This is a genomic window from Methylophilus aquaticus (assembly GCF_030769565.1).
Classification (GTDB): domain Bacteria; phylum Pseudomonadota; class Gammaproteobacteria; order Burkholderiales; family Methylophilaceae; genus Methylophilus; species Methylophilus aquaticus.
Genome location: NZ_JAVCAP010000016.1, coordinates 26,759 through 48,000 on the forward strand (window position 1 = coordinate 26,759; position 21,242 = coordinate 48,000).

Annotated in this window: 21 protein-coding genes; 4 read left to right on the forward strand and 17 right to left on the reverse strand. The window is 50.0% G+C overall.

Annotation, left to right across the window (positions count from 1 at the left end):
- The 5 genes from terL to Q9291_RS08655 all read right to left on the reverse strand — a co-directional run bounded on the left by terL (position 1) and on the right by Q9291_RS08655 (position 3,737).
- Complete coding sequence (terL, locus tag Q9291_RS08635; RefSeq protein ID WP_306389635.1) at positions 1-1,737, reverse strand: phage terminase large subunit; 1,737 nt, start codon at positions 1,735-1,737, stop codon at positions 1-3.
- Positions 1,738-2,075: 338 nt separating this feature from the next.
- Positions 2,076-2,573 carry a DUF1804 family protein gene (locus Q9291_RS08640; protein WP_306389636.1) on the reverse strand — a complete coding sequence of 166 codons (498 nt, stop codon included), beginning with the start codon at positions 2,571-2,573 and terminating at the stop codon, positions 2,076-2,078.
- Positions 2,573-2,905, reverse strand: a complete 333-nt coding sequence (locus Q9291_RS08645; RefSeq protein ID WP_306389637.1) for a hypothetical protein — start codon at positions 2,903-2,905, stop codon at positions 2,573-2,575. The genes Q9291_RS08640 and Q9291_RS08645 overlap by 1 nt, the downstream gene beginning before the upstream one ends.
- A 2-nt stretch (positions 2,906-2,907) precedes the next feature.
- A complete protein-coding gene (locus Q9291_RS08650) occupies positions 2,908-3,447 on the reverse strand; it encodes a lysis system spanin subunit (RefSeq protein ID WP_306389638.1) in 540 nt (179 codons plus the stop codon).
- Entirely contained in the window at positions 3,444-3,737 is a 294-nt protein-coding gene (locus Q9291_RS08655) for a hypothetical protein (protein ID WP_306389639.1), read from the reverse strand. Before Q9291_RS08655 ends, Q9291_RS08650 begins: the two co-directional genes overlap by 4 nt.
- 29 nt (positions 3,738-3,766) lie before the next feature.
- On the opposite strand from Q9291_RS08655, the gene Q9291_RS08660 reads away from it, so the two are divergent.
- On the forward strand, positions 3,767-4,180 hold the full coding sequence (locus Q9291_RS08660; protein ID WP_306389640.1) for a hypothetical protein: 414 nt from the start codon (positions 3,767-3,769) through the stop codon (positions 4,178-4,180).
- A gap of 693 nt (positions 4,181-4,873) precedes the next feature.
- Here the strand turns inward: Q9291_RS08660 and Q9291_RS08665 are convergent.
- The 3 genes from Q9291_RS08665 to Q9291_RS08675 all read right to left on the reverse strand — a co-directional run bounded on the left by Q9291_RS08665 (position 4,874) and on the right by Q9291_RS08675 (position 8,441).
- Positions 4,874-6,118: an AmpG family muropeptide MFS transporter gene (locus Q9291_RS08665; RefSeq protein ID WP_306389641.1), complete on the reverse strand. Its 1,245-nt coding sequence runs from the start codon at positions 6,116-6,118 to the stop codon at positions 4,874-4,876.
- A gap of 118 nt (positions 6,119-6,236) precedes the next feature.
- A complete protein-coding gene (locus Q9291_RS08670) occupies positions 6,237-6,557 on the reverse strand; it encodes a c-type cytochrome (protein ID WP_306389642.1) in 321 nt (106 codons plus the stop codon).
- A gap of 15 nt (positions 6,558-6,572) precedes the next feature.
- Positions 6,573-8,441: a methanol/ethanol family PQQ-dependent dehydrogenase gene (locus Q9291_RS08675; protein ID WP_306389643.1), complete on the reverse strand. Its 1,869-nt coding sequence runs from the start codon at positions 8,439-8,441 to the stop codon at positions 6,573-6,575.
- Positions 8,442-8,710: 269 nt separating this feature from the next.
- On the opposite strand from Q9291_RS08675, the gene Q9291_RS08680 reads away from it, so the two are divergent.
- The gene (locus Q9291_RS08680) at positions 8,711-10,603 is read left to right on the forward strand and encodes a sigma-54-dependent Fis family transcriptional regulator (RefSeq protein ID WP_306389644.1); all 1,893 of its coding nucleotides are present in this window, start codon (positions 8,711-8,713) and stop codon (positions 10,601-10,603) included.
- A 33-nt stretch (positions 10,604-10,636) separates the two neighbouring features.
- Here Q9291_RS08680 and metW read toward each other — a convergent pair whose 3' ends face one another.
- The 9 genes from metW to hemA form a co-directional block, all read right to left on the reverse strand.
- Entirely contained in the window at positions 10,637-11,242 is a 606-nt protein-coding gene (gene metW / locus Q9291_RS08685) for a methionine biosynthesis protein MetW (RefSeq protein WP_306389684.1), read from the reverse strand.
- Complete coding sequence (gene metX, locus Q9291_RS08690; protein WP_306389645.1) at positions 11,242-12,369, reverse strand: homoserine O-succinyltransferase MetX; 1,128 nt, start codon at positions 12,367-12,369, stop codon at positions 11,242-11,244. Before metX ends, metW begins: the two co-directional genes overlap by 1 nt.
- An 82-nt stretch (positions 12,370-12,451) precedes the next feature.
- Positions 12,452-13,249: a TIGR01458 family HAD-type hydrolase gene (locus tag Q9291_RS08695; protein ID WP_306389646.1), complete on the reverse strand. Its 798-nt coding sequence runs from the start codon at positions 13,247-13,249 to the stop codon at positions 12,452-12,454.
- 162 nt (positions 13,250-13,411) lie between these two features.
- A complete protein-coding gene (locus Q9291_RS08700; RefSeq protein WP_306389647.1) occupies positions 13,412-14,548 on the reverse strand; it encodes a sterol desaturase family protein in 1,137 nt (378 codons plus the stop codon).
- Between the two features lie 100 nt (positions 14,549-14,648).
- Complete coding sequence (gene prmC, locus Q9291_RS08705) at positions 14,649-15,536, reverse strand: peptide chain release factor N(5)-glutamine methyltransferase (protein ID WP_306389648.1); 888 nt, start codon at positions 15,534-15,536, stop codon at positions 14,649-14,651.
- The gene (locus Q9291_RS08710; RefSeq protein WP_306389649.1) at positions 15,537-16,385 is read right to left on the reverse strand and encodes a DNA alkylation repair protein; all 849 of its coding nucleotides are present in this window, start codon (positions 16,383-16,385) and stop codon (positions 15,537-15,539) included.
- A gap of 140 nt (positions 16,386-16,525) precedes the next feature.
- Positions 16,526-17,038 (reverse strand): hypothetical protein, encoded by a 513-nt coding sequence (locus Q9291_RS08715; protein ID WP_306389650.1) that lies wholly within the window; start codon positions 17,036-17,038, stop codon positions 16,526-16,528.
- Complete coding sequence (prfA, locus tag Q9291_RS08720) at positions 17,038-18,120, reverse strand: peptide chain release factor 1 (protein WP_306389651.1); 1,083 nt, start codon at positions 18,118-18,120, stop codon at positions 17,038-17,040. The genes Q9291_RS08715 and prfA overlap by 1 nt, the downstream gene beginning before the upstream one ends.
- 56 nt (positions 18,121-18,176) lie before the next feature.
- The gene (gene hemA, locus Q9291_RS08725; RefSeq protein WP_306389652.1) at positions 18,177-19,436 is read right to left on the reverse strand and encodes a glutamyl-tRNA reductase; all 1,260 of its coding nucleotides are present in this window, start codon (positions 19,434-19,436) and stop codon (positions 18,177-18,179) included.
- 261 nt (positions 19,437-19,697) lie between these two features.
- On the opposite strand from hemA, the gene rpe reads away from it, so the two are divergent.
- Both rpe and Q9291_RS08735 read left to right on the forward strand, forming a co-directional pair.
- On the forward strand, positions 19,698-20,405 hold the full coding sequence (gene rpe, locus Q9291_RS08730; protein ID WP_306389653.1) for a ribulose-phosphate 3-epimerase: 708 nt from the start codon (positions 19,698-19,700) through the stop codon (positions 20,403-20,405).
- A 26-nt stretch (positions 20,406-20,431) separates the two neighbouring features.
- The gene (locus Q9291_RS08735) at positions 20,432-21,121 is read left to right on the forward strand and encodes a phosphoglycolate phosphatase (protein ID WP_306389654.1); all 690 of its coding nucleotides are present in this window, start codon (positions 20,432-20,434) and stop codon (positions 21,119-21,121) included.
- The last annotated feature ends 121 nt before the right edge of the window (positions 21,122-21,242 follow it).

The following is a 21,242-nucleotide window of genomic DNA, read 5'->3' on the forward strand; positions in this document are numbered from 1 at the left end:
TTAATCGTCCTGGTAATCGTCGTCACTTGATCGACTTGTGCTGCGTCTATGGTGACGCGAGGAATCAGCTGAGGTGTAAGTCCACTCGCCACCGTATTCAAAGGCAATACTCTTGAGCATTTCCAGTGCATCGGGGCCATCGTCATGGTCTGCCTCTGGGTAAAACTGCAACTGCTCATTAAATGTTGTGTGATTTGCATGTGTCCTGATTTGCCCATTTGTGACATAGGGCTGCAGGCTCATAATGCGCAGGTCTTTATCTGTGTGCGGTGTTACCGCAACAGCAGGGAAAGCAATGCCAGCTAAAGCGGCACGCTTGATGATTTCTGTGTATAAAAATGCCTGAAACTGCACTGTTTCAATTGCCCATGCAATACAGTTGTACTCTTTGTGGCAATCAATCAAATCGCTAATAATCAAATCAGGCACCAGGCGCGAAACTCTAGCCTCAACCACATCAAGCACCATGGTTGAGCGGTTTAAGCCACCCACTAAACGTGCAGAAGGATCGCGGCCTGTCCCTTTCTTGCCAAGTGATGGATCGAGCGCACCAAAAAACAACCAGTCAGCCAAGCGGTTAACCCAAAAGTGCAGTGTTTTAAATGGTGCGCTTTCGTCGTTTCCAGCTTCGTTTTGCTGCTCCTGGTTAAATGCGGTGTGATTGACCGCACGCATGCACATCAGGCGATATAAAGGCCTTACCTCCGGCCAGCTAACCACGGCACCCTTGTTCATTGCCAGTTCATTGGCTTTATAAAATGCCATGGCTTCAATCTTTGCCATTGCACGGTCTTCATCCGTACTGCCGCTTTTGTAAATAGCCTCCCACTGCTCCCATAAATCCATGTGATCCGGCCACTTGGTGATCGCTTTGAACACTTTGCGGGTCCAGCCAGGCGCACGTGAGACACGATTGATAGCCGCATCGTAGTGCAGGCTCGTTCCAACCCAAAAAACGTCCATGCCTCCAGCTGGGCCAGCCAAACCAAGTACGGCTGACAATACAAACTTTTCCACTTTATCGCGCTGGGCTTTGTTGCGTACCTCTTCGTCATTCTCCAGGTCATCCAGAAAAATCAGGTCTGGACGGTGTGGCCCATGTTTCATACCACGGATTTTTTTACCTGTGCCGCCAATACGGATTTTGATATTGTTAGCGGTGACGATAGTTGTTGCCTGCCATACGCGGCCACGGCCTGTAGCTTCGGGAAAGTCCATCGCTAGACGGGGATTGGTATCCAGTTCGGCTTTAATACTTTCAAGCATCTCTGCAGATTGCTCTTCGGTATTCATGATGATGCCGATCATGTGCTTGCGTGCTTTTTTGGGCAGCTGCAATGCCTTAATCAAAGCATCAATATAAGTCGCCCGGCAAATACACCACAATGAACCGAGCTGTGTCTCATAAGTTGATTTAGCCTCACCACGTGGCGCTTCATCAACGTTTCTGGCATCCTCAAAACTATCAATGGCTTTGGGGAATGCCTCAAAAATATATTGATGAAACAAGCTAAAGTGCGGCGTTGGCACATAGTGCGGAAAATAGGTCTGGCAGAAAAACTGGTAATCGAACAAAGCACGCTCGCGGCGCTCTTTACTGGCAACTGGATCAACATCAAACGCCTCGCACTCCAGCTCGATTTGCTCGCGCAGGTCTTCGCCAAGCTGGGCGAGTTCGGCCTCGAACTCTTGCCAGCTTTTGATGGCTTTGATATTGAGATCGTCGATATCGGTCACTTGCAACGCTCGCCTTTAATCAATTTGATGCATTCATAAAACCAATCTTGTGCACTTTCCTGAAACTCAAGAAAAACCGTTTTAATGTTGAAGAGTACAAACAAAACTGGCAGCAATACAGGCATTAGCATCAGAAAAAATATGCCTGATGCTAATTGCCCATATCGTGTGTATTGCCATTTAAAAAACATATTGATGACGACTCAGTTGTACTCCGCCACAATCTCATCAATAACGTCATAAACGTCTTTGCCTGACTCATAATCCTCGCGAACAGAATCTTCGTCTTTAAAATCGACTTCACCTTTTTTCATAAGAAACCCTTTTTCAAATTCCCGTTAACCAAACCGGCTTTGTAAAACGCCGCCGATGCCTTCCAGGTGATCCTGAAACTGTGCAAGCGCGACGCGATCATGTTTTTGCAGATACTCAGCAATCGTTTTAAGCGTATCCAGCGCAACACTGAGTGCGCCCAGCTTGGGGTCAATGCGCGCAATGCATTTTGTAAATTTGGACATTGAATCGCTGATGCTGGCCACAAGCTGTATTTGTTGCTCTGGGCCAAGGTTGGAGTCTTCCAACTTTTGAGCGATCACCAAAGCCTTACGCACCATAATGTCCACCAGTTGCTTGGTCGCTTCGTCCGTAGACTGGTTGGTGATCTGGTGTGCCGCGCGGGCAGTATCCCAATCGTCCCCAGCTTCTTTTGCCTGGCGTTTCCACTCGCGGCCTGTGTCATAGCTCACGCCATTGGTGCTGCATGCAACCGTCAATGGCAGGCCATCCACCACAAATGCTTTGCGCACGTTGTTGCGGGTTTCTTGACTATGCGCCATCAGTGCGGAATCCGTTTAAGCAACTCAATCGCTGCATAGGTCAAACCCGCAGTGATTCCGCTGACAACCACACCTTGCTTGGCAGCAGCGACCTTTTGATCTTCACTTTTCTGCTCAAGTGTTTTAACGCGGCCACCCAGGCTGTCTATCTTGCCGTTGATGCGCTCTTCCATGTTTTCCATGGCTTGTTTTTGACTCTCTTCCATCCGCTGCATGTCATCGCGGATATTGTCAAAAGACCGCATGGTTTGCTGGTGCATAATGCGCAGCTCGCCCTTTAACTCTCCAAACCCCTCGGCAATGCGCCTCAAATCGTCTTCTGCTGGCGGCATAGTTACTCCTTTAAAATTGATTGTTGTTGTGTAAGCGCCGCCCGGCAATCTGCCAGAAGGGCTTTTACTTGGTTGCTTTCGTTGACGACTTCGTCAAACTCACTCCCGTAGCTGATAAGAAATTCAGCAGCTTCTCTAGATAGTTCGGCTCGCGTTTCTCCAGTAGCTTCGGGTCTATCGGAGGCGCTTCCACTGCCTGTACTTTGGCAGTTGGTTGTGGGGCCGGTAACGGGGACTGACAAGCGGACAGTGCCATTGCGCACGCCAGCAAGAGTGCTTTGTTTTTTAGCTTGGATTTCATTGAATACCCCTTGATAAAAGGTGAAAGTTTCCAGCGCTTGGGAAGCCAAACGGTTTTCAAGCACGCGCAGGTCGCGGTTTTTCTTTGCCAGCTCGACCTGGTTGCTCACGGTTTGCAAGGCTTTTTTGAGCACCCACTTGCTGCGCTCTGTTTCTGCCCCGGCTTCATATACCTGGTGCAACACAAAGCCAATTAAGGCACCGATTAACAGTGCTTTAAACCATGTTGGAATGACGTTCATTCGTTGCCACCCATGACGATTTTTGCACCCCAGCCGTAGTAACGCGGCTGGTACACATTAAGGATGCGATGCGGATAGTTTAGGTTTTCACGGCAGTGCAGCTGGGCGCGTTGGTGTTTGCCACACATGGCGTCGATCTCTTCACGGGTTGCCAGCCTGCGGGCAGTGGTAAGCAATGCTTCGCGCTGCCACCATCCCAGCCCACCGTTATAGGCGCGTAACATTGCCCAGGCGCGGTCATAGTCGTTTAAACCCCACACCCTGGCATAAAGCCAATTATCGTATTGCACCAGGGAACGCATTGCCCATATCGGGTTTTGTGGCAGACATTGATTTGCAGCCATTTTTTGTTGGCGTTAAATACTGGCTGGCCGATGGGTCTGAGCATGTAATCACTGCTATCGGTGAAGTTTTACCATCTGATGCTCTGCTCGAAAAACCAGAAAAAGAACCTACCCAAGATGAGTTGATTCAACAATTTACACTTGATATTCAAATACGCCTTGATGATTTTGCAAGGACTAGAAATTATGACAACTGTCTAAGTTGTTGCACCTATGCTGTGTCAGCCATAAGTAAATTTGCCACAGAGGCGCAATATATGATTGAAAGGCGTGATGCTAATTGGTCTATTGGCTATGAAATTCTTTCAGCTGTTCAGTCCGGCAGTCGATCAATCCCTTCAAAAGCTGAATTATTTAATGAGCTTGGGCCTCTTGAATGGCCTAATTAAAACAGGGCGGGTGAACTGACGGCGCCAACCGCCAGTTCACACCCGTCTCACCGTAGTCTGAGTACGGATCAACCAAAGACCCTGCGCCACTAGCGGCCAGGTCATTATAGGGTGACCGTATGAGCAGTTAGCAGATAATCCAAAGCATTGAGGATGATATTGGTGCCGAGGTAGCCCCGCACATAATTGCCAGGATGGATCATCACATACTGGACACCTGTCGAATATATACCCGCCGCAGGGTTGATGCGCGACTCGCCGGACGAGAGTAACCGGCAACGAACACTAAGACAGACAAAGCTCTGCTGCAACTTTGTCGCCGCATCCGTAAGCGGCTTTATATTATGTTTGAATGGCATTTAATTGCTATTTATTGCCATCCAGTAATCACTGTAATATGTCAGTTTATTCGCATCCAGTAATCAAGCGCGATTCATCCGAAAATCAAAGCCGCTGTACTAGTGTGCAGGCTGCTAGGGCGAGTTTCGCGACCGCTTACTTTGTTGAGCAACGCAAGGCAGTCGAAGGCCGTGATGGCTGGGTGCCCTCCTCTTTGGTTACTTTCTGTGGGGCAAGCAACAGAAAGTAACTCGCCGAGAGGCGAAAGAAAATGAGGATTAAACGTTGACCATTTGTTTAATAAGCAGAAGATTCATTGTCATTAATTCATCCTAAGAAAAGGCCAGTTACTACCTAACTTTCCCGCCAAGGGGCTACCTTAAACAACAGCAACATCCCCGGAATCGCCAGCAAAGTACACACATAAAAAAACTGCTGCCATCCTAATGCTTCCACCATCCCGCCCGTAAGTGCGTTGAATACTGAGCGCGGTACGGCGGATAGACTGGTAAACAATGCAAGTTGCGTTGCAGTATAGGCCGGGTTGGTTTCACGTGCCATGTAGGCGACATACGCGGCAGTCCCCAGGCCGACACCAAACGCTTCAAAGCCGATCACAACGGCAAGCATGCTGCGTTCTGCTGCGCCGATCTCAGTGAAAGGGCCGTTTGTTGCCAGCCAGGCAAAACCCAGGATGGATAATGCCTGCACGACACCAAATACCCATAAACCACGATTGATGCCGAGTTTGAGCATCCACAGGCCTCCCACAAATGCGCCTGCAATCTGCATCACCAGACCGCTGCCTTTGGCAATCGCGCCAATGTCGGTTTTGCTAAAGCCCATGTCCAGATAAAACGGGGTGGCCAGTGCAGTGGCCATGCTGTCACCCAGTTTATAAAGCAGGATGAATAGCAGCACCCACAAGGCATGTTGCCAGCCACTGCGTTGTATAAATTCCTTAAATGGCTCAATTACCGATTGCAACAGGGTTTTGGGTTTGCCAACGGCAACTGGCTCTTGAGACCAGAGCGTAAAGCCTATGCCAGGCAGCATGAATAATGCGACGACGAAAAAGACTTGTGACCAGGGCAGGTGGTCGGCCAGTATCAGTGCCAGTGAGCCCGGCACCAGTCCGGCAATCCGGTAGGCATTGACATGGATACTGTTGCCCAAGCCCAGTTCCTCGTCACTTAAAATTTCGCGACGGTAGGCATCAATGACGATGTCCTGACTGGCAGAAAACAAGGCTACTAATGTTGCGAGCAGTGCAACGGTGCCAATTTCTGATTGCGGATTAAATGCGCCCAGACCGATAATTGCTCCGAATAAGCCTATTTGTGTGGCCAGAATCCAGCTGCGACGGCGGCCAAAGCGTGCCAGCAGGGTATAGCGATCCATCAAGGGCGCCCATAAAAACTTCCAGGTATAGGGTAGTTGCATAAAGGCGAAGGCGGCGATGGTTTTTAAATTCAGCCCTTCACTCCGCAACCAGGCAGGCAATAATTGCAGGAGCAGGTACAGTGGTAAGCCAGAACTGAAGCCTAAGGCCACACACATCAGCATGCGACGGGTAAACAGGGTTTGTGCGATGGTCATGCCCGCATTGTAAACGCTTTTATAATGGGCTCGATAAGCAGGCAAAAAAAAGCCAACCCTTGCGGGTTGGCACACTCGGAGATTAATAATTAAGCTGGTTTAAATCAATACGCCTGTCCTAGAGGCTAAGTACCCACTGCACCAGTGTTTTAATGTCTTCATCTTTCACTTGCGGGCTGTTTGGTGGCATGGGCATATCCCCCCAGGCACCACTGCCGCCAGCCTTTACCTTCTGGATCAGCTTGGCTTCAGCCGTTTTGTCGCCTTTGTATTTGGCAGCCACATCTTTGTAAGCAGGGCCCAATACTTTTTTGTCTACGCTGTGGCAGAGCAGGCAACCACTTTTTTGCGCCAAGGCTTCGGCACCACCGCCTGCGATGGCTGAGGCCGTCGCAACCAGAAATGCAGTGGCTAACAGGGATTTACTTAATAATTGCATGGTTAATCCCTTCCCTTACAGGCTGAATACGTTCATTGCACCACCACCAGGAGCAGCATTGTATTTGGTCAGCTCTTTATAGCCACCTGCAGCGCCCAGGCCATCGGTATCATTGGTCAAGCCCAGGTTCATGGCAACGCCCGCCCAGCCGCCAATGCCAGACAACACGCCTACGTATTGTTTGCCTTTATGGCCGTAAGTGATCACGTTACCTACCACGCCGGAACCGACTTGGAATTTCCACAACTCTTTACCGGTTTTGGCATCCAGCGCTTTTACCCAGCGATCCAGCGTACCGTAGAACACCAGATCAGTTGCCGTGACCAGCGCACCACTCCAGGCAGAGAATTTCTCTTTGTTGTACCACTGGGCTTTGCCTTTGAGGCCATCCCAGGCCATAAACCCACCCATCACGCCGTCCGGACCGGCAAACATGGTCAAGGTGGCACCTACCCATGGTTGCCCTGCCACGTATTTGGATTCCACAGGCTCATAGGTCATGCACACGTGGTTCAAAGGCACGTAGAAGGTTTTGTTTTTAGGCGAATAAGCGGCCGGTTGTTCATCTTTTACACCGAGCGCAGAAGGACAAATGCCTTGTGCGTTGTAATCCTGATGGGTCGAGTATTTCGGGTCTTTTACCGGAATGCCCGTTTTCAGGTCAATTTTGCTGGCCCAGTTGACAAATGGATTCATTTTTTCAGCCACCAGCAAGGTGCCGTTGGTGCGGTCAAAGGTATAGCCGAAACCATTGCGGTCAAAGTGTGAGGCCAGTTGCTTACCATTGGCTTCCCACAGGATGATTTCGTTCATGCCATCGTAATCCCACTCGTCATGCGGGGTCATTTGATAGCCCCAGCGAGCAATGCCGCTGTCTAGGTCACGTGCAAAAATTGTCATCGACCACTTGTTGTCGCCCGGACGGACATCCGGGTTCCAGGTGCCTGGGTTACCTGTGCCGTAATACATCAGGTTCAGTTTCGGGTCATAGGAGTACCAGCCCCATGTTGGGCCGCCACCGTTTTGCCAGCCATCTTTTTGCTGTTGCGGTTTTAACCAGGTACGTACACCCAGATTGGCTTCAGGATATTTCAGTTGTGATTTATCCAAGTTTTTAAATGAGCCACCTTCTTTGTTGCCGCCGTTGACATCTTCATACACGGACAAGGCACTGTAATGCGGGTTTTCCTTGTTAAAGTCTTTGCCTATCATCACTTCGCTGTCAGAGCCAGTACTGTAAGCTTTCCAGATCAGGCTGCCGTCTTTAATGCTATAGGCAGAGATATGGCAACGTACGCCAAACTCGCCGCCGGAACAACCAGTGATGATTTTGTCTTTAAACACATGAGGTACGTTGGTATTGGCGGCACCCATTTTAGGGTCGTTGACTTTCACATCCCACAGTTTTGCGCCAGTTTTGGCATCGAGCGCAACCAGCACGCCATTGTTTTGCTGCAAGAAGATTTTGCCATCACCGTAGCCGAGACCTTTGTTCACGTTGTCACAACACAACACAGATTGCACATCTGGATCCTGTTTGGGAAAGTATGACCACAAAATTTTCTGATTGTCGTTGAGGTCCAGCGCGTACACATTGTTAGGAAACGCAGTGTGAATAAACATGGTGTTCCCGATCACCAGTGGCGCACCTTCGTGGCCGCGGTTCACGCCGGTGGCGAAAGACCATGCGTATTTCAAATTTTTCACATTACTTTTATTAATTTGCGACAGACGGCTATAACCCTGATTAGCATAGTCTTTACGTGCCATGGCCCATTGATTGTCATCTTTCATCAGGGCGTCCAGCTCTGCATCAGCCCATACGCTGGTGCTCAGGCTGCCCAGCAATAATGCGCCAACCGCAAGTTTGATTTTATGTTGCATAAATTACCTCCAAAATGGTATGAAGCTGAATTATCAATATGGTTACTGAAAGTAATCAAAAGCCTCTTTTGTTACTCACAGGATGAGGTGATTGCAATGCGTGTGCCAAGTTGTGCAAACACTTGGTGATTGAGAAAAACTAAATTAAAATCAATATGTTAATTGTCTTGGCTGCTTTTGATGTTGATCAATGTAGCCGAGGTGGCTGTTCAGTACTGTGTCAAACTGGTACAGTTGTTCAATCGGTGGTACAGGTGTTCAAGTCAGTCATGTCAAAATTTTCCCAGCCCTCTTCGCAACAGGCTTCTTTAGCCATGCGTGATGACCAGCGTGCGATTGCCGAGGCGATTGCACGATCGTGGCGACGCTGCATGGTTAAAGGGGTGGATGAACAGGCGCCAGCCCAGGATCAAATTATTACGGCACAAGAACTTGCACAGCGGCTGGAAAAAAACCGGCTCTTACTCACGCATGCCGAGCCTGAAATGTTGACACTGAGTGAGCAGATCGCACATACCCGTAGTCTGGTAATTTTGACCGATAACGACGGCGTGATTCTGCGCACCAAGAGCGATGGCATAGAAGAAAACACTATTCGTGCTTCATTACTTCCGGGGGCGTCGTGGAGCGAAGAGCACCGCGGAACCAATGCTATTGGCACAGCGCTGGTTGAGCGCAGCCCTATCAGTGTGCAGGGTGCCGAGCATTTTATGGCGTATCACCATAGCTTAAGCTGTTCGGCAGTCCCGATTTTTGCAGCCAATAACCAGTTGGTGGCGACTCTTGACGTTTCAAATGACTATAGTGCGCCGCAACAACACACGCTGGCATTAGTTAAAATGGCTGCACAGATGGTCGAAAACCGCCTGTTTCATGCAACGGCAACGGGTGAGATCGGCGTGCATTTTCATGCCAGACCAGAGTTTATCGGTACGCTTTGGGAGGGCTTGGCTTTGTTTGACGCACAAGGTCAGTTACAAGCGATTAACCGCAGCGGGCAGTTTCAGTTTGGCCTGCCGCTGGATGAAGATGTGCTCTCAGTAAGGCAGGTACAGTTTGAAGAGGTGTTTGACGAGTCATGGTCTGCTTTCAAGCAGCGTTGCTTGTCAACTGACCTGTTATTTCCGTTGCACTTGCGTAATGGTGCTCGTTTGTTTGCGCGCGTTTCCAGTAAAGCCACCCTCATTTCCTCCCGTCCGGCGGTTGCTGTGCCACGTGAATCAGCGGCAAGCCTAGCGTTGTTGGACAGTGGTGATCCACAATTAAAGCTAGCGATTGCGCAAGTTAAGCAGGTGCTCAATCGTGAGATTCCTATTTTAGTATTGGGTGAAACTGGCGCTGGTAAGGAACTGTTTTCGAGGGCTATCCACGATGCAAGTACGCGCCGTGACAAACCATTTATTGCCGTGAACTGTGCCGCCTTGCCAGAAGGACTGATAGAGGCTGAGCTGTTTGGCTACGAAGAAGGTGCTTATACCGGTGCCAAACGAAAAGGCAATGTCGGCAAAATTCAGCAGGCAGATGGGGGCACTCTGTTTCTGGATGAGATAGGCGATATGCCACTTTCGTTACAAGCACGGTTGTTGCGTGTGTTGCAAGAGCGGTGCATCACCCCGCTGGGTTCCAGCAAATCGGTGCCGGTCAACTTTATGCTGGTGAGTGCAACCAATCAGAAGCTCAAGGATAAAGTGGCTGTGGGTGAGTTTCGCAGTGATTTGTATTACCGGATTAATGGCCTGACAGTGCAATTACCAGCCTTGCGTCAACGCCAGGATTTGCAACCCCTGATCAGGATGATTTTGCAAGTGGAGCAAGCAGGAGAAGCGCACATCAGCGATGAAGTGATGGCGTTGTTTTCACGCCATCCATGGCCTGGTAATGTGCGGCAATTACACAATGTATTGCGGACGGCGGTTGCTTTGGCGGATGGTGCAGTGATCGGCTTGCAGCATCTGACGCAGGATTTTTTGGATGAACTTGAATGTGTGGCTGCTGTAATGGTTGAAACCATACCCGCAGGGCTGACATTAAAGGCGCAGTCCGATGAGGCCGTTCGCTTGGCCATGCAACAGCAGGCTGGCAATATCTCTGCAGTGGCGCGACAACTGGGGATGAGCCGTAATACCTTGTATCGACGACTGAAGGCGCTGAATCTGGGCTAGGCTTTTTCTTTGTCAAGCCTCTGCCCGCGTTGATTAAGCAGAGTTTTTCAGACGGTACATAGCCAGGTTACCCATCAGGTTGGGTAATACATGGACATCTTTACCTTCGGTAATCACCTTGCGCTCCATGACCTCGATATGGTGATTTTTACAAAAAATATCAAAGTCATGAATGGTGCACAAGTGCACGTTGGGTGTGTCATACCACTGGTAGGGCAGTGTTTTGGAAACCGGCATATTGCCTAAAGTGATTTGCATGCGGTTACGCCAGTAGCCAAAATTGGGAAACGTCACAATCGCCTCGCGACCCACGCGCAGCATTTCCTGCACTATCGTCTCTGTATTGTGCATGGCTTGCAGCGTTTGCGACAAAATCACCGTATCAAAGGATTGATCTTCAAAGCCTGAAAGTCCTTCTTCCAGGTTCATCTGGATCACATCCACGCCATTTTTAAGGGCGGTCAGCCAGTTGGCATCATCTTTTTCAATGCCATAGCCTGTTGTTTGCAGTGTTTGATGCAAGTGTGTGAGCAAGGTGCCATCACCACAACCCAGATCCAGTACTTTGGCCTTGGTTGAGACCCAGTTTGTAATTAATGCAAAATCTGCACGAATGTTTGTATTATTGGCATTATTCATCATACTTTAATCTGCTCCAGATAAGCACGCATGATGGCATGGTAGTGCGGGTCTGGCATCAGGAAGGCATCGTGGCCGTGCTCTGCCGTTACTTCTGCGTATTTTACCGGCAAGGCGTTGTCGAGCAGGGCTTGCACGATTTCACGCGAACGCGCGGGTGAAAAACGCCAGTCACTGGTGAATGAAATCACCATAAATTTGGCTTTGGCACCTTTGAGCGCCTGGCTCAGCTCACCGTTATGGGCTTTGGCCGGGTCGAAATAATCCAGTGCGCGTGTCATGCGCAAATACGTATTGGCATCAAATTCGCCGGCAAACTTGTCGCCCTGATAGCGCAAGTATGATTCCATTTCAAACTCAACATCAAAGCCATATTTGAGTTCGCCGTGCCGAAGTTTACGCCCAAATTTTTCGCCCATGACATCATCTGATAAATAGGTGATATGCCCCAGCATACGCGCAATACGCAAGCCACGGCGCGGAACCGTGCCGTGGTTGTAATAGTCACCCTCAAAAAATTCAGGATCGGTAATAATCGCCTGCCGCGCGACTTCGTTAAATGCCATGTTCTGCGCGGTCAGGTTGGGTGCCGAAGCGATAATAAAGGCATGGCGCACACGTTCAGGGTAGGCAATATTCCATTGCAGCGCCTGCATGCCGCCCAGGCTGCCACCAATCACTGCAGCCAGCTGCTGTATGCCCAGGCTGTCGAGCAAGCGCGCTTGCGATTCCACCCAGTCTTCTACCGTGACAATCGGGAAAGTGGCGCTGTAGGGTTTGTCTGTCAGCGGGTTGACGCTAGATGGCCCGGAGCTGCCATGACAGCCACCAAGGTTGTTTAGGCCAATCACAAAGAATTTATTGGTATCCAGCGGTTTACCCGGGCCAATCAGGTTATCCCACCAGCCGGGGTATTTGTCTTCAGGACTGTAACGCCCTGCCACATGGTGATTGCCGGACAAGGCATGGCAAATCAGCACAGCATTGGTTTTGGCTGCGTTGAGTTTGCCATAGGTTTCATAGCTTAGATGGTATTGCGGTAACACGTCACCGCTTTGCAAGGTGAGCGGTGTGGTGAAGTGCGCGACTTGCGCTTTAACAATACCCACAGAGTTCGATTCGGACATGGCGCGATTATACTATGCAGGCCGCGAAAACGGTGATGCAGGCGTGTGATTCAATGAAAACCGTGCATCTCCGGACCCAGCACTAATGTGCGGAAAGGTGCTGAACCCCCAGCAAGGCAGGCAAGTCTGCGACTGATGCGATGGTGGCGTCCGGGTCAACTGCTGAAAGCCGAGTATAGGTTTCACGATATTTGCCAGTTTTCACCAGCACGCCATGTAAACCCGCATCCTGCGCGCCGCCTACATCGGCATCAATATCGTCCCCAATCATCAGCACTTCCGAAGGTTTGAGACGCAAAGCATCTACTGCCATATTAAAAAAGTGACGCGAGGGTTTGCCCATCAGCATTGCCTTGGTATTGCTGGCATATTCGAGGCCTGTGACAAAAGCACCAATATCCATCTGCAAGCCGGTTTCGGTCTGCCAAAAACGGTTTTTATGGATGGCAATCAGTTGCGCACCATTGACCAAACAATGAAACACTTCATTCAGTAAAGGGTAAGACCAGGCATCGCCAATATCGCCGATCACCACATAAGTGGCAGCCGTTTCAGACTGGTCAAAGCCTGAAAAATCCTTTTTTACATCTTCGGCCAACAGCAGTTTGCATACCGGGTTAGCCTGCTGTTTCAGATACTGAATGGTCGCTTGCGGTGCACTCATGACCTCTTCAGGCACCGCATTGAAGCCTAATGCATTAAGCTTTTGTTGCAATGCATGCAAGGAAAGTGTGCTGGTGTTGGTGACAAAGCGTACCGCCATACCCGCCTTGCGAATCGCTTCAACCGCTGCTATTGCGCCTGCAACTGGCTGCTGGCCAATATAAAGCACACCGTCCAGGTCAAATAACACCGCTTTTATTGTATTGAAATTAAACATGGCTGGCCCTTGGCAAGATGCTGATACTTTTGTCTCAGCAAAAATCGTGCGCAGTGCATCAATTTCAATAAGTGCACAAAAAGTGTCGGCGCGTTTTTTGACCATCGACATGGTCTCTTTTAAGCAAGGCCGACACGCCTGTAGATGTGTGCGGCTAATTAACTACTTTTTGAATGGATACCAGAACTGCCGCCAATAGCCATTAGGCACAGGGTGGCCGCCTATGCCATAGCCAGTGGGCCATTGATTGGGTGGCATATAGTAAGTGCCAAACAGTTTATCGAACAGCGGAAAGTGAATTGAAAAATTGACGTCAATCGCCTCTTTTTCGATACCGTGGTGCCAGTGGTGAAAGCGAGGTGTCACCATCAATGGTTTCAACCACTCCACATTAAAACGCACATTGGCATGCACAAAGGTTGCATTCAGATACACCAGTAAAATATAGATATGTAGCGCACCCTCGGCAAAGCCGAGTACATACATGGGAATCACAGTCATGCTGCGCAAACCGATAATTTCAACAATATGCATGCGAGAGCCAGCTAGCCAGTCCATTTTTTTAGCGGAATGATGTACTGCATGAAAGCCCCATAAAAACGGGATTTGATGAAAGGCACGGTGAAACCAGTATTGCACAAAATCAGTGAGGAACATGATTTCAATCACTTGCAACCATAGTGGTTGACTTGCAACAGTTTGGCGCAGCGCACTCCAGTCACTGGTATGTTGCAAAATTGCCATAGAAGGCGCGAGCGTGAAAAAAGTCAGTGTTTGTACAAACACGCTACTGATCAAAAAATAAAACAAATCTTCGCGCCATTCATCACGAAACAGCGCTTGTTGTGTCAAGCGGCCAAAAAGCTTCTCCAACGGGATAAACAATATGCCTGTCAGTAATATGTTAAGGACAAACCAATCAAGGCTGATGGTCAGCCCCGACAAACTGGCTTGTCGCGCATTGAGGGTTTGTGCAATGGTGATTGTCAGTAATACCAGTCCAATGGCGGTGAACCCCAGTATGCGGTTGCGGCGCAATACCAGATTGGTGCAGGCCAACACAAACCCCAAGACGACCAGACCCTGCACAATCAGGGTAAATTGAGGCAATGCGTATAAAGCAGCCAAAACCTGAGTAGAAAACAGCCCTGAAAAACGATCACCCAGCAATAGACCAATACTGGCGATACTGAGAATCAAGGCAGCAACACCGCTCAACCAGCCGCTACCAAAGTGCCTGGCCTCTTCTGGTGCCTCCAGATCATTGCGAATGGCCAATCGTAACTGTCGAATCATCATGTCCCCTGTTTTTTGTATTAGATTTTATTACAGTAGCTATTTTTGCGCAGTTGTTAACGCCTGGCAAGCGTAGGCGCTGGTTGATCCTGATCGACCTGGCTTAGTTGACTTGGCTCATATGTTGATCTGGCTCGCTGACTTGGCTCAGGGTGACGCGTTGTATACCCGCCAAATCAGTGGCGTGACTGATATTCACCAGCCCGGCTGCTTGCAGCAATCCAGCGACATCGGCTGCCTGTTGATAGCCATGTTCCAGCATCAGCCAGCCGCCGGGCTGCAAGTGTGCACTGGCTTCTGCAATAATTATGCGAAGATCACTCAGGCCATCCGGCCCTGCGGCGAGCGCGCTGAGTGGCTCAAAGCGCAAGTCTCCGCTTTGCAAATGCGGGTCGTCCGCTTCTATGTAGGGCGGGTTGCTCACAATCAGATCGTACCGCTGCTCGTCTATTGCTGAAAACCAGTGGCTTGCAATAAAGCGGACATTGTCGATGCCCAAGCTTTCTGCATTGTGTTGCGCAACGGCCAGAGCCGCGGGGGAGGCATCTACGGCCGTCACCATACAGTCCGGTCCATGTTTGGCAATTGCAAGTGCTATCGCCCCGCTGCCTGTGCCTAAATCCAGTATCTGCAAGGGTTTCCCGCGTGCATGGCAGTTGATTTTTTCCAATGCGGCTTCGACCAGCGTTTCGGTATCCGGACGTGGGATCAAGGTGTCAGGAGTGACTTTAAGGCGCAATCCAAAAAACTCGCGGTGCCCCAAAATATGGGCGACAGGCTCGCCTTGCAGTCGACGTGCAAGCAGCGCATTGAAGGCTGCTTGCTTTTGCTCACTCAACAACTCCAGTGCATGCCCCAACAGCCAGGCATGATTCACTTGCAAGACTTCCATCAGCAATATGCGGGCTTCAATGCTGGCCTCGGCAACCGGCATGGCTTGTGACAATTGCATTTTGGCGGCATCCAGGCAAGAGCGAATGGTCGGTAACATTTATCTGCCCCCAGCCGCTTTGCGAATCGCCAGTGCCGTGGCGTTACCCTGCTTGGCCGGATGGCGCACCGCGTGACGAATGACCCATTTCAGGTCTTTATCTGCATCTGTCAGCCAGCGCTCACATACTTCAAACGCCAGTGTCGAGTGATCTTTGGCGATATCGCCCAGATGATTGGCCACACTCCGGCGTACATACAGGCTGGGGTCATTCTTCAGGGCCTCCAGAATCGGTAATACCGGTGAAGGGTCAGCAATCAGTTGTGGAATCCGTGCGCCCCACGGCAGTCGCGGACGAGAACCTTCGGAGCATAGCCTGCGCACATGCGGATCCGGGTCATTTAGCCATTGTTGAAGCTGGTTAAGGGTACGCTCAAAGTCGTGCGTCAAAAAAGGACGAATCGAAAACTCTGCCGTAAAACGGCGCGTCAGCTCGTATTGGGCACGCATGGCGACGTCAAAAGGGTCTTCACCTGAATTGTGCTGAGCATCCCGCCCGTAATCTGCAATAAAGCGCGTATGGGGCAGGTAGAAAAAAACACTTAATCCCAAACGGTCGGTATGCACATTCGGCGGTGTGAGTGTCTGCAGCAGAATGTCCGCCGCCTCTGAAAACTTTGCAGGCAGGGTGGCTTTTAACGCTGCAGCGATATGGGCTGAGCGGTCCATAATGCCGAGCGGGGCAATGTTGGTAAGCGCTAACCGCTTGAACGCTTGTGCATCAAATACAGGGTGTACCAGCGCGATATTGTGCGCCAGACAGTCTATGGTTTCGCTATCCAGCAGAAACTTGATGGGGTTGTCTTTCTGGATGCTGCGCGGTGCGCTGGGTATCTTAAAAGATGTCATGATCATTGTATTTATGCATGGTAAGCATCCGCTCAAATTTCAGGCATCTGATTGTTAGGGCATGCCCGTGTGCGGTATGCCGTATATGATTGTTAGGTTAGCGATATAGCGGACTGAAAAGAGTCCAGCCTAAGCTCGATCTAGTGTTCCATTTCAAAAGGACAAATATCTTGATGCGCCTTGCATAGCTTTTTATCATCAGGGAAGAATACATAGTTCTCTAACTGTTTGTAGTTTTTGCCAGTAAAGCCCCAGCGCGTATAAGATGCATGTCCAGCGGTACCGCTAGTCGTCACAACTTGGCGCAGACCATGATTTTTGTTTTTATTCATTGCAACAGTGTATGCAGATGTTGCCAGTAGAGCTGTATAGGAACCATCTAATTTTGCTACAACCCAAATAGGTCCTGTACTTGCTCCCCAGCCACATGCTTCTGAGGTAGTTACAACATAGTCAGAAGCCTTATCACTATCTGTGAGGTTAATGAGCTGTCCTTTGAGTTTACAGTTAGAAAATTCAAAGTTTTTTTGTGCGCGAATGGAGGTTTCTACTGATTTTGGCACAGATGCTAATGAATCTTCAATGCTTATCTCTTCAGCAAAAGCTTTGTTCAAAAATAGTATCAGGGTGATAGTAAAATAAAACAATTTCATTAGTTATCTTCACCCAAACTCGCCAGCAAGTCTGCCTGATACTCGTTTGCCAGTGCGTTAATCAGCTCATCCATGTCGCCTTCGGTAATGGCTTCAATTTTATACAGGGTTAAATTGATGCGGTGGTCGGTGATCCGACCCTGCGGGTAATTGTAGGTGCGGATGCGCTCGCTGCGGTCACCGGAACCAATCAGGTTGCGGCGTTCCGAGGCGATTTTGCTGTTTTGCTCGTCCACCTGTTTGGCCTTGATACGGGCGGCCAGCACCATCATGGCCTGGGCCTTGTTGGCGTGCTGGCTGCGGCCATCCTGACATTCGACCACAATACCGGTCGGTGCGTGGGTAATCCGCACGGCAGAGTCGGTCTTGTTAATATGCTGACCACCCGCACCGCTGGCACGGAAGGTATCGATACGAATATCTGCCGGGTTGATTTCGACATCACCGACTTCGGCAACCTCGGGCAAAATGGCGACGGTACAGGCGGAAGTGTGAATGCGCCCCTGAGTTTCGGTATCCGGTACGCGCTGTACGCGGTGACCGCCCGATTCAAATTTCATTTTTGAATAAGCGCCATAGCCTTCAATTTTGGCGATGATTTCCTTGTAGCCTCCGACCTCTCCTTCATTGGCGGAGACCACTTCTACCTTCCAGCCTTGGCGATCAGCAAAGCGCGAATACATGCGGAACAAATCACCGGCAAACAGCCCGGATTCATCACCGCCCGTACCGGCCCGGATTTCGAGGAAGATGTTTTTGTCATCGTTAGGGTCTTTGGGCAGCAGCAGTTTTTGCAGGGCCAGTTCCACTTCTTCCAGGCGTTTTTTGCCGTTATCGATTTCTTCTTGCGCGAACTCTTTCATGTCCGGGTCGGAGAGCATGTTGTGTGCTTCTTTGAGATCGGACTCGGTTTGCGCGTAAATATGGTATTGCTCGACGATGGGGGTGATTTCCGTATGTTCCTGCATGATTTTACGGTAATTATCCATATTGTCAGTCACGCCTTCACTGCTGAGCAGGCGGTTAAGCTCTTCGAGGCGCTCGCTTAAATTGGCGAGCTTTTGCAACATGCTTGGTTTCATTGTATTTACCTAAAGAGTGTATCGGCAGCCGTAAAGGGCGGCCGGACACGGGTATTTTATTCTTTGAGTTGAAAAAGTTGTTTGACCAGGTGTTCCATATGCGCATGGGCATCACCATGGCTGTGGTTAAGGGCATGACTAGGCGCATGCAAAAATTTGTTGGTGAGCGCGTTACTAAGCTGTTCGAGGGCTTTTTCCGGTGTCTCGCCTTTTTGCAGCAGCTTGAGTGCTTTTTCCAGCTCAGTCTGGCGCATGGTATCGACCTGATCGCGCAAGGCTTTGATGGTGGGCACTGCCTGGCGGGTGTTCAGCCAGTGCATGAAATGCTCGACCCGCGTGTTGACGATCTGCTCTGCATTGATGGCCGCTTCTTGCCGGTTACCCAGACCTTCGGACACCACTTGTGCGAGGTCATCCACGCTGTATAAAAAGACATCGTCCAGGTTGGCCACCTCTGGCTCAATATCGCGTGGCACAGCCAGATCGACCATAAATACCGGGCGATGTTTGCGCGCTTTGACTGCCCGTTCAACCATGCCCAGGCCGACAATCGGTAGCTGGCTGGCAGTGCTGGTAATCACGATATCAAACTCATGAAAGCGCGCAGGCAGGTCATTTAATAAAATGGCCTGCACATCCAGGCCTTGCCCGCGAATTTTGTCTGCCAGTTGTTCGCCGCGTTCCAGTGTGCGGTTGGCTACCGTGATTTTTTTTGGTTTTTGTGCGGCAAAGTGGTCGGCGCAGAGTTCTATCATTTCGCCTGCGCCAATAAATAACACTTTTTGTTTGGAGATGTCTCCAAAAATACGCTGCGCCAGTTTCACCGCTGCGGCCGCCATCGAAATCGAGCTGCCGCCAATGTCGGTGTTGGTACGCACTTCTTTCGCCACTTCAAAGGTGCGCTGGAACAGTTTATGCAACAAGGTGCCTAGCGTCCCTGTGTCATGCGCAATTTTGACCGATTGTTTGAACTGCCCGAGAATTTGCGCTTCACCCAGCACCATGCTATCCAGTCCGCTGGCCACTCTGAAGGCATGTTTAACAGCCTCGTGGCTGCTCAGCGTGTAGGTGTAAGGCATCAAATGCTGCGGATTGAGTTTGTGATAATTGGCCAGCCAGTCCACCACCGCTTCAGGCCGGATGGTATGCACATAAATTTCGGTGCGATTGCAGGTCGATAAAATCGCCACCTCGGCCACTTGCTGGCGGCTTAAATCGGCCAGAGCCTGCGGCAGAATTTCGTTATTGAACGCAACGTTCTCGCGGATATCAATAGGGGCGGTGGTGTGATTGACACCGATGGTATACAGTTGCATGGCGCTATTTTACCCACGTGTGGCGACAATTGGTAAAACAAACAAGCGCTTGCAAGCGGATCATGGTTGGTTTCGATGGTGATCTAAACAAAAAGTGCTGACATTTTCTTATATTAGCCAAGTACAATCAAGAAACCTGTGGAAACTGTGCAAAATGGCGTTAAAATATTGGTTTTGCTAATTTTTTAAATCAAACTGTGTTTTAAACGCAGACAAGATTGTAACCCCAGTTTTTATTCAAACCTTAAAACGGATTTCAGCATGGACAAAACTTACCGCATTGCCCCCAGTATTCTTTCTGCCAACTTTGCCAAATTGGGTCAGGAAATTGAAGATGTCATCAAATCTGGCACCGACATCGTGCACTTTGACGTGATGGACAATCACTTTGTGCCTAACCTGACCATTGGTCCGTTGGTGTGTGACGCGATTCGTGAGCTGTCACACAATGTGGGCGCATTGATTGATGTGCATTTGATGGTGGAACCTGTAGACCGCATCATCCCTGACTTTGCCAAAGCGGGCGCTGACATCATCACCTTTCACCCGGAAGCTTCACGCCATATTGATCGCAGTCTGGCGATGATTCGTGATCTGGGCTGTAAATCCGGCCTGGTATTTAACCCGGCAACCCCTTTAAGCTATCTGGATTACGTGATGGATAAAGTGGATATGATTCTGCTCATGTCTGTAAACCCCGGTTTTGGTGGCCAGAAATTTATTCCATCCACCCTGGGCAAGCTGAAAGAAGCGCGTGCCCGCATTGATGCCTATACCGCAGAAACCGGCCGTCAAATCTGGCTGGAAGTCGATGGTGGCGTGAATGCCAGCAATATCGCTGAAATTGCCAAAGCCGGTGCCGATACTTTTGTCGCGGGTAGCGCGATTTTTGGTGCACCACAAGACACAGACCCTAACCGTTACGACACCGTGGTCAAGGCCATGCGTGCATCGTTGGCAAGCGTTTAATTTGCAAGTTATGCGCGCGGTTTAAAATGCGGTTTCAAGTCAAGTTAGTCATGTTTGACCTCGACGGTACCTTGCTTGATACCGCGCCGCAGATTGCCGAGGCGGCTAACCGGATGCTGGTGGCGCTGGGAAAACCCATGTTGCCACAGGCGCAGATCAGCACTTATATTGGCGAAGGCGTACAAAACCTGATTAAGCGTTGCCTGACCGGGAACCCGCAGGTGGAGCCAGATGCCGCACTGTTTGCACAGGCGCAACCTTTGTATCACGGATTTTACACGGCAAATGCCACTGAAAGCCTGGCCTATCCTGGGGTGTTGCGTGCATTGCAAAGTTTGCAACAGCAAGGCTATCAAATGGCTTGTGTGACCAATAAGCCGGAAAAGTTCACGCTGCCCTTGTTAAAGCATGCGGGGCTGGCCGATTTTTTTGCAATGGTGATTTCGGGTGACAGTTTGCCCAAAAAGAAACCGGACCCGTTGCCGCTATTGCATGTTTGCAAAACACTGGCCATATTGCCAGCGCAGGCCGTCATGGTGGGCGACTCGGATACTGATATCGCTGCGGCACAAGCTGCGGGATGCTTTGTGGTGACTGTGCCTTATGGGTATAATCAAGGCCGCACGATTGATGCTGCCAAGGTGGATGCCACCGTGCAACAGTTAACGGAATTAACCACTTTGCTGGAGTATCCGTTAAACATGCAAACCGGATAGTTCGCGCGCAACTTAAACTTTAAACAGAAAATTAACTACACCAAACCTATCATGATGTTTTGTGCTCATCACACTTCCAGTTGGCCGGTTTTAAGCTGGCGTCGTTCGTGGCGGGGCTGAT

Bases quoted from the DNA above. Each gene is read 5' to 3' on its own strand.
- rpe (WP_306389653.1), top strand. From the start codon at position 19,698: ATGGACAAAACTTACCGCATTGCCCCCAGTATTCTTTCTGCCAACTTT.
- prmC (WP_306389648.1), bottom strand. From the start codon at position 15,536: ATGTTACCGACCATTCGCTCTTGCCTGGATGCCGCCAAAATGCAATTG.
- metW (WP_306389684.1), bottom strand. From the start codon at position 11,242: ATGAATAATGCCAATAATACAAACATTCGTGCAGATTTTGCATTAATT.
- Q9291_RS08735 (WP_306389654.1), top strand. From the start codon at position 20,432: ATGCGGTTTCAAGTCAAGTTAGTCATGTTTGACCTCGACGGTACCTTG.
- metX (WP_306389645.1), bottom strand. From the start codon at position 12,369: ATGTCCGAATCGAACTCTGTGGGTATTGTTAAAGCGCAAGTCGCGCAC.
- Q9291_RS08670 (WP_306389642.1), bottom strand. From the start codon at position 6,557: ATGCAATTATTAAGTAAATCCCTGTTAGCCACTGCATTTCTGGTTGCG.
- Q9291_RS08640 (WP_306389636.1), bottom strand. From the start codon at position 2,573: ATGGCGCATAGTCAAGAAACCCGCAACAACGTGCGCAAAGCATTTGTG.
- prfA (WP_306389651.1), bottom strand. From the start codon at position 18,120: ATGAAACCAAGCATGTTGCAAAAGCTCGCCAATTTAAGCGAGCGCCTC.
- Q9291_RS08700 (WP_306389647.1), bottom strand. From the start codon at position 14,548: ATGATGATTCGACAGTTACGATTGGCCATTCGCAATGATCTGGAGGCA.
- Q9291_RS08680 (WP_306389644.1), top strand. From the start codon at position 8,711: ATGTCAAAATTTTCCCAGCCCTCTTCGCAACAGGCTTCTTTAGCCATG.
- Q9291_RS08715 (WP_306389650.1), bottom strand. From the start codon at position 17,038: ATGAAATTGTTTTATTTTACTATCACCCTGATACTATTTTTGAACAAA.
- Q9291_RS08665 (WP_306389641.1), bottom strand. From the start codon at position 6,118: ATGACCATCGCACAAACCCTGTTTACCCGTCGCATGCTGATGTGTGTG.
- Q9291_RS08650 (WP_306389638.1), bottom strand. From the start codon at position 3,447: ATGAACGTCATTCCAACATGGTTTAAAGCACTGTTAATCGGTGCCTTA.
- hemA (WP_306389652.1), bottom strand. From the start codon at position 19,436: ATGCAACTGTATACCATCGGTGTCAATCACACCACCGCCCCTATTGAT.
- Q9291_RS08675 (WP_306389643.1), bottom strand. From the start codon at position 8,441: ATGCAACATAAAATCAAACTTGCGGTTGGCGCATTATTGCTGGGCAGC.
- Q9291_RS08695 (WP_306389646.1), bottom strand. From the start codon at position 13,249: ATGTTTAATTTCAATACAATAAAAGCGGTGTTATTTGACCTGGACGGT.
- Q9291_RS08645 (WP_306389637.1), bottom strand. From the start codon at position 2,905: ATGCCGCCAGCAGAAGACGATTTGAGGCGCATTGCCGAGGGGTTTGGA.
- Q9291_RS08710 (WP_306389649.1), bottom strand. From the start codon at position 16,385: ATGACATCTTTTAAGATACCCAGCGCACCGCGCAGCATCCAGAAAGAC.